15 protein-coding genes are annotated in these 15,942 nt (G+C 28.5%); 11 read left to right on the top strand and 4 right to left on the bottom strand.

Annotated elements, in window-relative coordinates:
- From ACLVEP_RS09615 to murD, 9 genes are all read left to right on the top strand, one after another.
- A partial coding sequence (locus ACLVEP_RS09615; protein WP_412584466.1) for a PD-(D/E)XK nuclease domain-containing protein occupies positions 1-267 on the top strand: 267 nt, incomplete at its 5' end.
- Between the two features lie 105 nt (positions 268-372).
- Positions 373-1,959 carry a peptide chain release factor 3 gene (locus ACLVEP_RS09610; protein WP_412584465.1) on the top strand — a complete coding sequence of 529 codons (1,587 nt, stop codon included), beginning with the start codon at positions 373-375 and terminating at the stop codon, positions 1,957-1,959.
- Between the two features lie 141 nt (positions 1,960-2,100).
- A complete protein-coding gene (locus ACLVEP_RS09605) occupies positions 2,101-2,307 on the top strand; it encodes a hypothetical protein (RefSeq protein ID WP_412584463.1) in 207 nt (68 codons plus the stop codon).
- Positions 2,308-2,358: 51 nt separating this feature from the next.
- Positions 2,359-4,296, top strand: a complete 1,938-nt coding sequence (locus ACLVEP_RS09600) for a hypothetical protein (RefSeq protein ID WP_412584462.1) — start codon at positions 2,359-2,361, stop codon at positions 4,294-4,296.
- A 38-nt stretch (positions 4,297-4,334) separates the two neighbouring features.
- Entirely contained in the window at positions 4,335-5,159 is an 825-nt protein-coding gene (locus tag ACLVEP_RS09595) for an RluA family pseudouridine synthase (protein WP_412584460.1), read from the top strand.
- 1 nt (position 5,160) lies between these two features.
- Positions 5,161-5,682, top strand: a complete 522-nt coding sequence (locus ACLVEP_RS09590) for a class I SAM-dependent methyltransferase (protein WP_320096951.1) — start codon at positions 5,161-5,163, stop codon at positions 5,680-5,682.
- A gap of 53 nt (positions 5,683-5,735) precedes the next feature.
- Positions 5,736-6,011 carry an HPr family phosphocarrier protein gene (locus ACLVEP_RS09585; RefSeq protein ID WP_412584458.1) on the top strand — a complete coding sequence of 92 codons (276 nt, stop codon included), beginning with the start codon at positions 5,736-5,738 and terminating at the stop codon, positions 6,009-6,011.
- A gap of 155 nt (positions 6,012-6,166) precedes the next feature.
- Entirely contained in the window at positions 6,167-7,144 is a 978-nt protein-coding gene (mraY, locus tag ACLVEP_RS09580) for a phospho-N-acetylmuramoyl-pentapeptide-transferase (RefSeq protein WP_032089521.1), read from the top strand.
- A 1-nt stretch (position 7,145) separates the two neighbouring features.
- Positions 7,146-8,486: a UDP-N-acetylmuramoyl-L-alanine--D-glutamate ligase gene (gene murD / locus ACLVEP_RS09575; RefSeq protein ID WP_412584457.1), complete on the top strand. Its 1,341-nt coding sequence runs from the start codon at positions 7,146-7,148 to the stop codon at positions 8,484-8,486.
- 27 nt (positions 8,487-8,513) lie between these two features.
- Here murD and ACLVEP_RS09570 read toward each other — a convergent pair whose 3' ends face one another.
- From ACLVEP_RS09570 to ftsW, 4 genes are all read right to left on the bottom strand, one after another.
- Positions 8,514-9,425, bottom strand: coding sequence for an Rpn family recombination-promoting nuclease/putative transposase (locus tag ACLVEP_RS09570; RefSeq protein WP_412584455.1), 912 nt, complete (start codon positions 9,423-9,425; stop codon positions 8,514-8,516).
- 227 nt (positions 9,426-9,652) lie between these two features.
- Entirely contained in the window at positions 9,653-11,704 is a 2,052-nt protein-coding gene (locus ACLVEP_RS09565; RefSeq protein WP_412584454.1) for an elongation factor G, read from the bottom strand.
- Between the two features lie 81 nt (positions 11,705-11,785).
- Positions 11,786-12,916 carry an alanyl-tRNA editing protein gene (locus tag ACLVEP_RS09560; RefSeq protein WP_412584453.1) on the bottom strand — a complete coding sequence of 377 codons (1,131 nt, stop codon included), beginning with the start codon at positions 12,914-12,916 and terminating at the stop codon, positions 11,786-11,788.
- A gap of 34 nt (positions 12,917-12,950) precedes the next feature.
- A complete protein-coding gene (ftsW, locus tag ACLVEP_RS09555) occupies positions 12,951-14,024 on the bottom strand; it encodes a putative lipid II flippase FtsW (protein ID WP_412584451.1) in 1,074 nt (357 codons plus the stop codon).
- Between the two features lie 89 nt (positions 14,025-14,113).
- On the opposite strand from ftsW, the gene ACLVEP_RS09550 reads away from it, so the two are divergent.
- Both ACLVEP_RS09550 and tnpA read left to right on the top strand, forming a co-directional pair.
- Entirely contained in the window at positions 14,114-14,968 is an 855-nt protein-coding gene (locus ACLVEP_RS09550) for a response regulator (protein WP_412584450.1), read from the top strand.
- Between the two features lie 146 nt (positions 14,969-15,114).
- Complete coding sequence (gene tnpA, locus ACLVEP_RS09545) at positions 15,115-15,594, top strand: IS200/IS605 family transposase (protein WP_412584449.1); 480 nt, start codon at positions 15,115-15,117, stop codon at positions 15,592-15,594.
- The last annotated feature ends 348 nt before the right edge of the window (positions 15,595-15,942 follow it).

Genomic DNA, 15,942 nt, shown 5'->3' with positions numbered 1-15,942 from the left:
AGAGAAGTAGGAAAAGGCAGAGATGATCTAATCTTAAAAGCAAAAGATGAAAAGAAAACATCGTTTGTTTTAGAATTTAAATATCTAAAAGAAACTAAAAAGAATATTGAAGAAAAACTTGAAAAGTTAGCGAATGAAGCTATCCATCAAATCAAAGAAAATAAATATGATTATGAATTAAAAGGAAAAGTGATTTATATAGGACTTGCACATCATGGAAAAGATGTCAGAATTAAATGGGTAAACAAAGAGGAATATTGTGAGTGATATTCCTTTTTTTAAATAACAGTAGCAATTCTTTTCATTTTGTGGTAATAATTGTACTGTTGAAATAAAAGATTAAAAAATAAATATAGATTATGGGAGGATGCAATGGAAGATTTAAGACAACAAATAGAAAAAAGAAGAACATTTGCCATTATTTCCCATCCGGATGCTGGTAAAACGACTTTAACAGAAAAGTTCTTATTATATGGAGGAGCTATCCAACAAGCAGGAACGGTTAAAGGAAAGAAAAATAGTAAACATGCGACAAGTGACTGGATGGAAATTGAAAAACAAAGAGGAATTTCAGTTACCTCTTCAGTATTACAATTTAATTATCAAGGATATTGTATTAATATTCTAGATACTCCAGGGCATCAAGATTTCTCGGAAGATACATATCGTACTTTAATGGCAGCGGATTGTGCAGTCATGGTCATTGATGCAAGTAAAGGGGTCGAAGATCAAACACGTAAGTTATTTAGAGTATGTACAATGAGACATATTCCAATTTTTACTTTTATTAATAAAATGGATAGAGAAGCAAGAGATCCTTATGAATTAATGGAAGAAATTGAACAAGAATTGGGAATTGAAACATGTCCTGTTAACTGGCCAATTGGTTCTGGAAAACGTTTTGCAGGGGTTTATGAAAGAAATGATAAAGAAGTGATTCGTTTTATTCCTGTAGATGGTGGAAAAAAAGAAGTTGAAACAGAAATTTTAAAAGCGGATGATCCAAAATTAAAAGAGTATGTTGAAGATGAGCTTTATGATAAATTACAAGAAGATATTGAATTATTAGATATGGCAGGAAATGAATTTAGTTTAGAAGCTGTTCGTGCTGGTAAGTTATCACCTGTATGTTTTGGATCAGCACTTACAAACTTTGGAATTGAACCATTTTTAAAACATTTCTTAAATATGACAACACCACCAACTCCTAGAATGGCTGATGGTGAAGTGATTGATCCTTATCAAGAAAATTTCTCAGCATTTGTTTTCAAAATTCAAGCAAATATGAATGCTAGACATCGTGATAGAATGGCATTCTTTAGAATTTGTTCTGGTAAATTTGAAAAAGGAATGGAAGTTTATCATTATCAAGGGAAGAAGAAAATTAAATTAAATCAATCAAAACAATTAATGGCAGATGAACGTAGTGAAGTAAATGAAGCTTATGCTGGGGATGTTATTGGTGTTTTTGATCCAGGTATTTTCTCTATTGGAGATACTATTACAACAGGCAAAAAGCATTTTGCTTTTGAAGGAATTCCAACATTCGCTCCTGAACATTTTGCAATGATTAGAAATAAAGATACAATGAAAAGAAAACAATTTGTTAAAGGTGTTGAACAAATTGCTAAAGAAGGGGCTATCCAAATCTTTACTGAGTTAGGTGGAGGTATGGAAGAAATTATTGTTGGGGTTGTTGGTGTTTTACAATTTGAAGTATTAGAACATCGTTTAAAGAGTGAATATAATGTTGAAATTCATAAATCACCATTACCTTATCAATATGTAAGATGGGTCAAAGAAGGTACTGATTTAAAATCATTAAATCTTTCTTCTGATACGAGAAAAGTACAAGACTTAAAAGGGCAACCGTTGTTATTATTCACAAATGATTGGGGAGTAAGATGGGCTCAAGATAAGAATAAAGGTTTAGAATTATTAGAATTTTCTAAGAACTAAAAGTAAAACTTTTAGTTCTTTTTTACATCAAAAAAAGAGGACGTTTGTCATAAGTAAAAAGCTGTTGTAAAATAAAAATGAAATGGGGTGGTCATTATCGCAAATTCTGGAAAAAGATGTTTATGTAGATGTATTCAATCAATGAACATTATTATTGGAAAAGAAGAAAATGTTTTATTTGAAAAGGGAGCGATTTATGATTGTGTCATTAAAGGAGAAATCAACGAACAACTGTATTATAAAGTATATGGAGATGAATTTACTTTATCTTGTACAGAAAAAGAATTTCAGCATAATTTCATAATTATTAAACATAAAAAGACAAATGAGGGAAGGAGTAAATTTTGAATTTTAAAAGAATTATGTTAGAATAAAAGACATAAAAAAGGAGTAAAGAATATGGAACGTGTATATTATATTGATCATGTAAGTAGTGATGATATCAATGCCCTATCTTTAAAGTTAAATAGTATGCAAGAAGTGTCACATATTAAAATAAATAAAGATTCTATTTCATTTAATTGTGCACGCCCAGATAATATCCAAAACTATTTAAATGAATCAAAGATGGACTATGTACTTCAAGAAATGGTCAATCGAAAAAAAAGAGAGTATGTTTCTAATCAAACAAAGGTAGAAAAAATCTTCATGTTTACAAACTTAGAAAGTGAAGAAGAAGCACAAGAAATTAAAAACATTCTTTCTAAATATAGTGTCTATGAAAATGTTCAATTAGATTTTCATAATAAACTTTTAACATTAACAACTTCAGCAAAAGCATTACCTCGTCTTTCACGTATTGTTGAAAATGTTAATCCTTCAATACAAGTAGAACAATGGAGAAAACCATTTAAATCACAAGATTTATTTAATGAAAAATATATTCAAAAGTATGTTCGAATTGCCTTGTTATGTGTAGGTGTAGCTCTTGGATTAGTTACTTTTGGAGATACTTCTTTTCTAACTTATGTAGGTTGGATGCTTGCTTTATTAGTTTGTAATGAAAAGGTACTTATTGAAGCTAAAAGAGATTTACAATTAAAAAATTATTTATCAGAAAATAATATTTTTATTTTTGCTTGTTTAATGGGATGGATCTATGGCGCTTTTATTGAAACAATTGTTGTTTCAATTATGTATCAAGCAGGTAAACAATTAATTATGCAAGTAACACAATGGTCAATGTCAAAAATTGATGATTTAGTTGCTCATCAAAATTTAGGAAGAAGATTACGTCGTAAAAAAGAAGAAATGATTCCTTTAGTTGATTTTGATATTGGAGATGTCGTTGTTGTAAATGAAGGAGAAACTGTTCCTTTAGGTGGAAAAATTGTTAAAGGAAGTGCTAAATTAGATATCTATGCCATTGATGGTAGTGATGTATGTGTAAAATCAAAAATTGGAAATGAAGTTTATAGTGGAACAGTTGTTACTGAAGGTTATTTGCATGTTAAAACAACTGCTTTATATGAAGATTCAGCAATGTCAAAAGTTGTTGATATTGCAACAAATGCACCAATGTCTTCATCACGTACAGAAAAATTGATTTTTAAAATTTCAGATGTTTATTCAAAAGCTTTAATTATTGTAGGATTATTCTGTTGTATTGTTTTACCATTGATGAATTTAACAGATAATTTAAAATATATGTATTTAGGAATCATTATGTTAACTGTTTCTGGAAGTTTTGCTTATGTTCAAGGAGCATCTTTTACACTATTAGCTGGTGTTGCTAAAGCTTTCTCTAAAAAGATAGCGATTAAAGAAAATAGTGGTTTAGATGATTTAAATACATGTGTAACGATTATTTATGATCGTTTTGATGGTATTGAAACAACTGAAGAAGAAATGGATCTTTTTGAAAAAATTAAAGGATTACATAAATCATTGATTATTTTTAATGATGGTCCTGTTGATTTGGAAAATGATGAATATACAATTTATAACAATTATACAGTTGAACAAAAATTAGAAGTAATGGATAAAGCACTTGTTGCGGGTCCAGTAGCTTATATTGGAGATTGTGATAAAGATATTGCTTTATTACAAAAAGCTTCTGTTGCGATTTCTCGTGGTGGTGTTCATAATGATAAAGTTCAACGTAATAGTGATATTATGTTAACTGATTCTAATTTTGATACAATTATTGATTTATTAAAAAATGCTAGAAAACAAAAAAGTATTAATATTGGAAATACATTTATTGGAATTGTAGTCAGTCTGATTGTTGTTTTATTAGCTGTTATTTCCTTTGTACCTTGGTGGGTAGCTTGTCTTGTTTATATTTTAGAGTCAGTCCTTATTTTATTAAATTCACAAAATATTATTAGAATGTAAAATGCAAAGATTTCTTTGCATTTTTTTAGGAGAGAAAAATGAAAGTAAAAAAAGAAATGTTATTAATGGATTATCTATTATTATCTTATAATCGTAAAAATGCGAAAAACTTATTAAAATATAAACAAGTTTATGTAAACAACCAACAAATAAGCCAATTTGATTATTTATTACATGAAAATGATCAAGTAGAAATCAAAAAAGAAAATACTTCTTCATTAGAAATTCTTTATGAAGATCAAGAATTTGTTGTCATCAATAAACCATCAGGATTATTAAGTATGTCAGATGGAAAAGAAAAAGAAAAAACAGCTTATCATTATGTAAGTGAATATTTAAAAAAACAAGATAGAAAACAAAAAGTTTTTATTGTTCATCGTTTAGATCGTGAAACTTCGGGTGTTTTAATGTTTTGTAAGAATGAAAAAATAAGAGATTTATTACAAAAAGATTGGAATAAAATTGTTTATTTAAGAGGATACATGGCTTTAGTAGAAGGTAAAGGCTTAAAAAACGGAACATTAAAAAATTATTTAGCAGAAAGTAAGAGTCAACAAGTTTATGTAACTCATAAGGAAAAAGGAAAACTAGCAATTACACATTATAAAGTAATCAAAGAAATGAATAATCAAACTTTATTAGAAATACAGTTAGATACAGGTAGAAAAAATCAAATCAGAGTTCAATTATCCAATATTCACCATCCAATTGTTGGTGATAAAAAATATGGAGCAACAACGAATCCTCTTAGAAGATTAGGATTACATGCACATGCATTTGGTTTTGTGCATCCAGTTAATAAGAAAAAATATGAATTTAGAGTAGATTGTCCTCAAGAATTTTATGGAAAAAGAGGTAAATAAAATGGAATCAATGATTGAATTTGTACATCAAAGAATTAAAGAACATAAATATCAAAATGGAATTGATTTTACGATGGGAAATGGTCACGATACATTGTTTTTAAGTGAGTATTGTCAACATGTTTATAGCTATGATATTCAAGCATTAGCTTTAAATCATACAAAGGAGTTAATAAAAGAAAAACAAAATGTTACTTTGTTTTTAAAAAGTCATGAATATTTTGATGAAGATGTTCAAAATTTTGAAGTAGGAATTTTTAATTTAGGTTACTTACCAGGGGGTAATCATGAATGCGTTACGCATTATGAAACGACTTTAAAAACAATTAAAAAAGCTTTAAATTGTTTAGTTCAAGGTGGAAACTTATATGTGGTTGTTTATATAGGTCATGATCAAGGTAAAGAAAGTGAAAATTTGGATGCATATTTTCATACTTTAGATCATAAATTATATAATGTAGCAAAGTTTGAGATGATGAATAAAAACAATTCGCCATATGTTGTGATTATTGAAAAAAGGTAAGTCAAATCAACAAAAACGTGCTATAATAAACATATAGAAAAGGGGAGATTATTATGGCAAAAAAAGTGAATATTGAAATTACAAATCCTGTAGGTCTTTATGCTTCTCCAGCTACTGAATTAGTGGATGCAGTCAAACTTTATAAAAGTCATGTGACGCTCAATTATAATGAAAAATCAGTAAATATGAAGTCTTTAATGGGTGTTTTGTCTCTAGGAATTCCTCATAAGGCAAAAGTTGAAATTGTTGTTGAAGGTGAAGATGAAGATGCAGCAATGGAAATGATTGCTGAAAAAATTAAATCACTTGAAATTGGAACAATTCAATAATAAAAATACGCGAAAGCGTATTTTTATTTTCTCTTTATTAATAAATCTAATATGTCTTTATAAGAAAAAAGAGTGCGTTTTTTTTAGAAATTTGATGGAGATAAAAAAGTGTGGTATAGTGTAAAAGAAATAAAGAGTGAAGGGGAATGAAGTTTATGGAAAACTTTATAAAATTAATGTTGGCATTTGGGATTGGACTATTATTAGTTTTACTTGCAATGCCTAAAGTCATCCCATTTCTACATAAAATGAAGTTTGGTCAAGTAGAAAGAGAAGAGGGATTAGAATCACATAAGAAAAAAGGTGGTACACCTACAATGGGTGGTGTCGTTTTTGTTTTAGCGGCAGTAATTGCGGCATTTGTTGTTAATTATAAAAATATAACAAATCCTAATTTAATTTTAATTACAATTGTTTTAGTTGGGTATAGTTTAATTGGATTTATTGATGATGCTTTAATTATTTTAAAACATCAAAATGAAGGATTAAAAGCATGGCAAAAATTCTTGATGCAAGCAATTTTAGCAGTTGGATGTTATTTGTATTTAGAAAATTTTGTACCAGGTTTTACAACAGAAGTAACTATTCCAATTGTCAAAGTGAATATTGATTTTGGTTGGTTCTATGCTGTTTTAGTATTTATTATGTTTACTGGTGAAAGTAATGGTGTTAACTTATCTGATGGTTTAGATGGACTTGCGACAGGACTTTCAATGGTTGCAATTGCACCATTTATCATTTACGCTATTATGATCAAAGATTATACAATTGCAAGTTATGCTACAGCAATGGTTGGAGCATTACTTGGATTTATGTATTTTAACTATCATCCTGCACGTATTTTTATGGGAGATGTTGGTTCTCTTGGACTTGGTGGATTTTTAGCTATTTTAGCGATCCTAACAAAACAAGAATTATTGTTAATTGTTGTTGGTGGCGTATTCTTAATGGAAACTTTATCAGTAATTATTCAAGTTGTTTCTTTTAAAACAAGAGGAAAACGTGTCTTTAAAATGGCACCAATTCATCATCATTTTGAAATGTTAGGTTGGTCTGAACAACAAGTAACGATTTCATTTTGGTTTATTGGATTTATTTGTGGTATTATCGCTATTGTGATAGGAGTTATGTAAAATGTTAACAGGGAAAAAGGTTTTAGTGATTGGTCTTGCTAGAAGTGGTAAGGCAGCAGTTAAGTTATTACAAAAATTAAATGCAACAATTACAATCAATGAAGGAAAAGAATTAGAAAAGATTGAAGGATATCAAGAATACTTGGATGCAGGTATTGAAATTGTTGCTGGTGGACATCCTGATGAGCTTTTTGAAAGAAATTTTGATTTTGTTGTTAAAAATCCAGGAATTAATTATCATAAACCTTTTATTTTAAGATTAAAGGAAAGAGGTATTCCTGTTTATACAGAAATTGAGTTAGCTTATCAAGTTGCTAAAAAGCAACATTATATTGCTGTTACAGGGACAAATGGTAAGACAACAACAGTTACATTGATTTATGAAATATTAAAAGCACAATACAAAAATGTACATTTTGCTGGTAATATTGGAAAACCTTTGTGTGATGTTGTTTTAGAAAATAATTTATTAGAAGAAGAAAATCATTATATTGTGATTGAAATGTCTAATTTCCAATTATTAGATATTGAAAAATTCAAACCAGAAATTTCAACTGTTATTAATTTAACACCAGATCATTTAGATTATATGGCATCTTTAGATGAATATTATGCTTCTAAAATGCGTATTTATGAAAATTGTAAAGATCAAGAAGTTTTTGTAAATAATATCGATGATGAAACTTTACAAGAATATGTAAAAAGATTTCCAGTTCATTGTAAATGTTTAACTCAATCTTTAAATAAAGAAGCTGATTGTCAAATTATTGATGAAGCAATTTGTTTTAAAGGAGAACATGTTCTTGATTTAACAGATATTAAAATTGTTGGAGATCATAATGTACAAAATATTATGATTGCAACTGCTATTTGTAAAGTAGCAGGTGTAGAATCAAAAGTTATTAAGGATGTTGTTTCTCATTTTAATGGAGTTGAACATCGTATTGAATTTGTCAGAGAATATAATGGTGTAAAGGTTTATAATGATTCAAAAGCAACAAATACAGATGCAAGTATTATTGCATTAAAAGCTTTTAAACAACCAGTTATTTTATTAATGGGTGGTTTTGATAAAGGATTAGACTTACAAGAAATGTCTACTTATAATTCACATATTAAAAAACTTGTAACTTTTGGAGCTGCAGGAAAACGTTTTAAAGAAGATATGTATCATCAAGATGCTTATTATGAAGAAACTTTAAAAGATGCTGTTAATAAAGCATTTGAAATAAGTGAACCAGGAGATATCATCTTACTTTCTCCATCGACAAGTTCATTTGATGAATTTAAGGGTTATGAAGAAAGAGGAAGAATCTTTAAACAATATGTAAATGAAAAATAAGAGAGTATAAAAACATACTCTCTTTTTTTAATGAATAATTTTTAAAACATCTTCTTCACTATTAATATTAAATATATTAACAGTTAGTACTTCTAATTTATCGAGGGATGCTTTTGTAAGTTGTTCTTCTAAATTACTCGATAAGTACCCAAATTTAATTTTAAGCAATTCTTTTAAGGTATTTAGTTTACCTTTTTCAATTCCAATACTTTCTCCCTCGTTTCTCATTCTTTGAAATAATTGATCCATTGCCTTACACATGTTGATTTCATCTCCTTCTGGTAAGTCTTCTTCTTTAATGTCTGTGTGCGTAAAGATGGCTGCTATCTTGATACTTTCTGTTTTAACCATACGGTTTACTCTTAATCCTTCATAACTTCCTTGATACATACCTTGTGAGATTTCTACAATATCTCTTAAATGTTGATTCCTAAGTTTTGTAAAATCTATCTTTTTAATATCCAATACCGGAAATCTCCAATCATTGATATACTTTTCCATCTCTGGTGGAATATTTTTCAACGTTCCTTTTAAAGAATCTGGATATGTCCATTCTTTGTCACCTGTATAAAATACAAAGGTTCCTACTGGTTGAACTTCTTTTTTGCTTTCAACTTGATTTTTATAAAGCAATGCATCATAGTTGAGTATACGATAAATCATTTCTTTATCTACACTGCTTTGATGTTCTACTCCTATGATCATATAAGTACCATTGATATTTGCTTTTCTAACGATATCTCGATATCTTTTAGCTTCAAAAAATGGTATTTCTTTTCCTATCAAAGTTGATAGATCATTTTCCTGTGAAAAGAGATTTTCAGGTTTGATAACTTGTTTCCCTTGAAAGTAGACAACATTACATAGATCTGCAAAACATTCATTGTTTCTTAGTATTTTTTTACAGGCACTGTCACTGGCATTTCTTTCTTTATTCATTTGTTTCCTCCTTACATGTGTGTTTTATAGTTAGGATTTGATTTTTGTTTTTTATATTAATGTAAGGAGTTTTCTTGATTTTATTGTATCATATGTTTTAAAACAGTTTGTCTCATATTTGTTTCATTTCTATTATTATTCTATCTTTCCTTTTTTCTTCTTTCAATGGACAAATAGTCCAAAAAAAAGAAGTCCATAATGGACTTCTTAAATACCTTTATCTAGTTTTACTTTTTTAACAATCTTTCTACTAAATCATCATTAACGATTTCATAACCATCAAAATGATAATCATACAATCCTTGACCTTGAGTAATAGAACGTAAATCAATTGCAAATTCTAATATTTCTACTTGAGGAATACGACATACAAGTTTAATTAAACTATCATCTAAACTATCTGTTTCAAGTACTTTACCACGTTTTTTATTAACATGTGACATCAAATCACCTAAATATTCTTCATCAATATAGATATTTAAAATAACATAAGGTTCTAATAAACATGGATCAAGATGTTTCATTGCTTCTTTAAAACACATCATAGTTGCTGTTTTAAAAGCTTGTTCACTTGAATCTACACTATGATAAGAACCATCTAATAAAGTAGCTTGTATACCTAAAACAGGATAATGACCAATAACTCCTTCTTTAACACTTTCGATTAATCCTTTTTCAACAGCAGGGAAATAAGCTTTTGGGACAGCTCCACCAAATACTTTTTCTTTAAATGTATAAGATTGACTATAATCTTTTGTTGGTTCAAAAAGAATTTCTACTTCACCATATTGACCATGACCACCAGATTGTTTTTTAAACTTTGTACGTTGAGTATAACTTTTACGAATTGTTTCACGATAAGAAACTTTCATATCACTTAATTTAACATCAATTTTAAACTTAGATTTTAATTTAGCAACAACACTTTCTAAATGAATATCTCCAATACCATAAATACATTGTTGCTTTGTTTCATGATTATTTTCGAATCTTAAAGTTTGATCTTCTTCTAATAATCTTGTAATACCACTAGTAATCTTTTCTTCATTTGCTTTACCAACAGGTTGAATAGCTTTACCATAATAAGGTTTAGAAAAATGAATAGGTTGATATTTCATACGATAATCTAATGTACATAAAGTATCATTTGTTGAAGAATGTGCAAGTTTTGTCATACAACCAATATCTCCAGCACACAATTCATTCACTTCAATGAGTTCTTTTCCTCTTTTTATGTAAAGTTTATTTACTTTTTCAACTTCATTTTTATTGACATTTAATAAAGACATTCCTGTTTGAATATGTCCTGTACATACTTTAAAAAGTGATTCTCTTCCTACAAAAGGATCAACAATTGTTTTAAAAATGAATAATGAAGGTGGAAGACTTTCATTAAAACCAATGATATCTTCTTCATGAGTATCAATATTTTCTACAATAATAGAGTTACATGTATCTCCTGCAGCAGGGAAGAAAGCAACCATTGAATTTAATAAAATTTGAATACCAATATTACTTGTTCCACATAAAACAGGAATCAATGTTTGATTCATAACTCCTTGACGTAAAGCCCAAGAAATTTCTTCTTTAGTAAATGGTTCTTCATTCAAAAATTTTTCTAATAAATCATCATTTGTATTAGCAACAGCTTCATCAATCATTTCTTTAACAGGCATGACTTCATCCATCATATTATCTGGAATAGGGAAAGGTTCTGTATGTTCTCCTTTAAAAATACGTCCTTCCATTTTAGCTACGTTAATATAACCAATCATCTTATCATGATCCATAATTGGTACTTGAATAGGAGCAATTCCTTTACCATAAGCCTTTTTAAGTTGATTTAGTTTTTCTTTATAATCGGCATCTGGATTATCTAAGCCATTAATATAAATAATTTTAGCTTTATCTTTTGCTTTAAACATGGCTTGTTTTGTTCCAATACTAATATCCTTATAAGAAGGAACAACAATAACAGCTGATTCTGCTACATGTAAAGCCGCTTCAACTTCTCCTACATAATCAAAATTACCAGGAGTATCTAATAAATTAATTTTACAATGATCCCATTCTAAAGGAATAAGAGATAAATTAATTGAAGATTGACGTTTGATTTCTTCAACGTCATAGTCGGAAATAGTTGTTCCTTGACTAATAGTTCCTATTTGTTGAGATATCCCTGCGCGTTTAGCCATTGCTTCAATAACGCTTGTTTTTCCTGAACCAAGATGTCCTAAAACAGCTACATTTCCAATATTATTTGAGTGATATAAATTCATAGACATTCCCCTTTCTTATATAATTATATTATACAATGATTTCTTTATATAAGAAAGCGGTTACAATAAAAAAGAATAACCTTAGTTATTCTCTAAAATATCTTGTATTGCTTTTTGATCACCTTTAATTTGTCCTTGAACCATATTTGCTTTACCGCCACCTTTGATTTCAAAATGATCTTTTAATTTATTTAAAAGATCTCTAGAATCATGATTACTAGCAATCATAAAACGATAATTTTCATTTTCACCTACAAAAATACCTACATAATTAGAACATAAAGTAAATAATTGATTAAGATAATATTGTTGTAAAGAACGATCTAAATCCTTTGTGAAAATTAAATAATGATCTTGTAATGATAATGATTGAACTTGTTGATCAATCATTTGTTTTTTTAAGTTTGAAAGTTCTTGCTTTAATTGATTGTTATCATTTAAAAGCTGATTGATACCTTTTACAAGGTCATCAGGTGGTAATGAGAGTTTTTGAGAAATATTTATTGCTTGTACATGTTTGTTTTGATAATCTACAAAAGCACGATGTCCACATACAAAATAAAGACGAATTCCATTTTTATGTTTCATAGCTTTTAATATTTTAATCATGCCAATTTCACTTGTTGAACGCACATGAGGGGCACAACAAGCACAGCAATCAATATCTTCAATTTCTACCAAACGAATTGCTTCATTAATTTCTTTTTTACTTCGATAATCATAAAGATTGGCATCATCTGGATAGAAACAATGAATGACTTTGTTATCTAAAATCACTTCATTGGCTTTATCTTCTAACATTTGGAGCTGTTGTTCATTTAAAAAGCCATTATAATCAGTAGTAATTTCATGATCACTCAAATGAAATCCACTGTTATCAAAACCAAACATACTTTTCACAAGTCCTGATAAAACATGTTCACCACTATGATTTTGCATGTTGTTATAACGATAATTAAAATCAATCTTTCCTTTAACAACCCCTGAAAGAGGAACTTTTGTATAATGATGAATTTCTTGATTAATGATTTGTACATCAATAACTTCTACATCATTTAAAGTACCACGGTCACAAGTCTGTCCACCTTCTTCAGGAAAAAATAAAGTTTGGTCTAAAATAATATCATAATCATTTTCTCTTTTTGTACATGTTATGACTTGAGCTTCAAAAACTGTTTGATAAGCATCTTTGTCATAAAGTTTAACTGTCATATTATCACATCCATTCTTCAAAATCATAACATATTTAAATAGATTTGATAATATTATACATAATACCAATTTCAATCAAAGTGATCAGTAAAGAAGTTCCTCCATAAGACATTAAAGGTAAAGTTACACCTGTTACAGGAAATAAACCAACAACAACACCTAAATTAATGATAGTTTGTATTCCAATCATGGAAGTCATACCGATCATTAAAAAACTTCCAAAGAGATCGTTTGCTTTTTTTGCATAATTGAAACAAGTAATAAATAAATAAGCATATAAAAGAATTAATAAAACCCCTCCTATAAAACCAAATTCTTCTAAATAAATAGCAAAAATAAAATCTGTTTGTGGCTCTGGTAAATAAAAATGTTTTTGAATACTTTGATCAAAACCACTTCCTAAAATGCCTCCAGGACCAATAGCATAGAGTGATTGAATCATTTGAAACCCTGATCCTAATGGATCTTGAAAAGGATCTAAAAAAGCGAAAATTCTTTTCATTCGATAAGGTGCTGAAATAATCATTAAAACAATCATCATTACTCCTGATAAACCTAAAAAGAAAATATAACGAAAAGGAAAAGGCGTAATAATAATCATTAAAAGAATACTACAACACATAACAAAGCCACTTCCAAAATCAGGCTGTAACATAATAAGAAAAAAACCAATTCCTGTAATAATTAAAGGCTTTAAACAATAACGTAGTTTCTTCATTTGATGATAATGACGACTAATATAATCACTGACATAAATAATAAGCGCAATTTTATAGATTTCAGAAGGTTGCAGGGCAAAAAGTCCTAAATTAAACCAACTTCTTGAACCACCTCTGACAATACCAATACCAGGAACTAAAACAAGAATTAAAAGAATTGTTGAAAAAATAATGATTTTTAAACTATGTCTTTGATAAAGGTGATAATCTATTTTAGAAAAGAAAAATAATAAAATAAGACCAATCATCACAAAAATAGCTTGTCTTTTAAAGAAATAAAGACTGTCATTTTCTTTATATTGTGCCCAAATATGTGAAGAACTATAAACCATTAATAAACCAATGGATAGAATAAGGAAAACAATAAAAAGTATTTTTCTTTTTTTCATATATACCACCGTTTTATTATATGTAAACTAATTAAAATTATTTTATAAAAATCTTTTTTTTGATATATAATAAAAGCGAGAGGAATGTGATGAATATGAAATTATTCTTAGTAGAAGATGCTACGATTTATATGATTTTATTACAAAAGTTATTGGAAAATGATTTTCAAATCACATTATCAAAAAATATAGCTGACGCTAAAAAAATAATTGAAGATGTAGATTATCAATTTGATGTTATGTTGATTGATTTAATTACGCCAGGGACAATGGATTTGATTAGACAAATAAAAAAGAATAAAAGATTGTCGCAAGTTCCTATTGTTGCTTTAACAGCAAGTGATAATCCTAAAGATTTAATACAAGCTTTTGATTATGGTATCTATGATTGTATTCAAAAGCCGATTTATGAAGAAGTAGTTTTACAAAGAGTTAAAAATGCAGCAAGTAATTATTTAAGATTGAAAGAATTAAAGAAATTACGAGAATCTTTAATGAATAATCAACAAATTGATGATTTAACAAAGATATATAAATTTGATACTGCTAAATGGCTTATTGATGAAAAATTAGATGAGAATAAAACGGGTCAAAAAATTTTGTTTGTATTTAAGCTAAAGGGTTTAGAAGAAGTGTATAAACAAGAAGGAAGTCATCGAGGAGATGAATTAGTAAAAGAAATGAGTGATTTCATTTCCATGAATTTTAAGAATATAGATATATTAGGGCGTGTTGATCAAGATGAATTTGTATGTTTTGTCAATCATATGATGTCTGAGGAACTTGCTTATGTAAGAAAAGAAGAACTTCTAAGAATGTTTTCACAAAAGAAATTATCTGATATTTCTGAAAATATGGATTTACAAATAGGATATTGTAGAACTTGTGAAACTGTAAATTATGAAAAAATGTATCAAGCGGCTAAAAAGATGTTAACGAAATAAGAAAATTATTTCGTTTTTTTATTATAAAACTAATACCACGTGCTATGCGCGTGGTAACCATATAGCTTTAGCGTTGAGCAAAAAAACCTCCAGTGATAAACTGAAAATAGCCTGGCAGCTAGAAACAGAAATCAAGGAGGTAGTCTATGAAAGACACAAATAGTTTAGCACACACATCGTATAGATGTAAATATCACATAGTATTGGTGCCAAAGTATAGAAGAATGATAATTTACAACAGATTGAGAAAAGATATAGTAGAGATAATAAAGATACTGTTGAATAGGAAACCGGATGTAAGAATAATAGAAGGAGAAGCATGTTCAGATCATATACACATGTTGTTAGAGATACCACCAAAATATGCAGTAGCAGATATAATGGGATATTTGAAATCGAGATCAACATTGATGATATTCGATAGACATGCAAACTTAAAATATAAATACGGGAGTAGACATTTTTGGGCGAAAGGATACTTTTGTGATACAGTAGGAAAAAATGAAAAAGTGATAAGGGAATATATTCAAACCCAATTGCAGGAAGACAAGCTATATGATCAAATGAGTATGAAGGAATTTATAGACCCGTTTACGGGTGAGCCGGTGAAAAAAGGCAGAAAATAAAAGCCCTTTGAGGGCTAGCCAGTAAAGGCGTTGCAGCTGTCAGGCTTCAGTAAGTGAAGACTTTGGCAACAACGTGCCCTTCTAGGGCGAGTACATACCACGTCTTTTAGGCGTGGTTATGATTTTTTTAAAGAAAAAATGATTTTTGTTGTCTATATAAATAATGGAGGGAGAAACTATGGAAACAAAAATCAAACCAAGAAATAGAATTACTGATTTTAAAAATGATCTTGTCTTTAAATTCATGTTGAGTGATCTCAATGATTCTCGCTGTTATTATTTACTTAAGCTCATTATTGAAGGCATTACAGGCATTCAATGTCAGGAACTCTTTGTCTTAAACAGTGA

The sequence above is a fragment of the Faecalibacillus sp. genome, assembly GCF_047023275.1.
Taxonomy (GTDB): Bacteria; Bacillota_I; Bacilli_A; order Erysipelotrichales; family Coprobacillaceae; genus Faecalibacillus.
Note: the sequence above shows the minus strand (reverse complement) of the source record. Positions and strands in the feature narration are given on the sequence as shown.

Bases quoted from the DNA above. Each gene is read 5' to 3' on its own strand.
- ACLVEP_RS09590 (WP_320096951.1), top strand. From the start codon at position 5,161: ATGGAATCAATGATTGAATTTGTACATCAAAGAATTAAAGAACATAAA.
- ACLVEP_RS09550 (WP_412584450.1), top strand. From the start codon at position 14,114: ATGAATATGAAATTATTCTTAGTAGAAGATGCTACGATTTATATGATT.
- mraY (WP_032089521.1), top strand. From the start codon at position 6,167: ATGGAAAACTTTATAAAATTAATGTTGGCATTTGGGATTGGACTATTA.
- ACLVEP_RS09605 (WP_412584463.1), top strand. From the start codon at position 2,101: ATGAACATTATTATTGGAAAAGAAGAAAATGTTTTATTTGAAAAGGGA.
- ftsW (WP_412584451.1), bottom strand. From the start codon at position 14,024: ATGAAAAAAAGAAAAATACTTTTTATTGTTTTCCTTATTCTATCCATT.
- ACLVEP_RS09600 (WP_412584462.1), top strand. From the start codon at position 2,359: ATGGAACGTGTATATTATATTGATCATGTAAGTAGTGATGATATCAAT.
- ACLVEP_RS09560 (WP_412584453.1), bottom strand. From the start codon at position 12,916: ATGACAGTTAAACTTTATGACAAAGATGCTTATCAAACAGTTTTTGAA.
- tnpA (WP_412584449.1), top strand. From the start codon at position 15,115: ATGAAAGACACAAATAGTTTAGCACACACATCGTATAGATGTAAATAT.
- ACLVEP_RS09610 (WP_412584465.1), top strand. From the start codon at position 373: ATGGAAGATTTAAGACAACAAATAGAAAAAAGAAGAACATTTGCCATT.
- ACLVEP_RS09595 (WP_412584460.1), top strand. From the start codon at position 4,335: ATGAAAGTAAAAAAAGAAATGTTATTAATGGATTATCTATTATTATCT.
- ACLVEP_RS09585 (WP_412584458.1), top strand. From the start codon at position 5,736: ATGGCAAAAAAAGTGAATATTGAAATTACAAATCCTGTAGGTCTTTAT.
- murD (WP_412584457.1), top strand. From the start codon at position 7,146: ATGTTAACAGGGAAAAAGGTTTTAGTGATTGGTCTTGCTAGAAGTGGT.
- ACLVEP_RS09565 (WP_412584454.1), bottom strand. From the start codon at position 11,704: ATGAATTTATATCACTCAAATAATATTGGAAATGTAGCTGTTTTAGGA.
- ACLVEP_RS09570 (WP_412584455.1), bottom strand. From the start codon at position 9,425: ATGAATAAAGAAAGAAATGCCAGTGACAGTGCCTGTAAAAAAATACTA.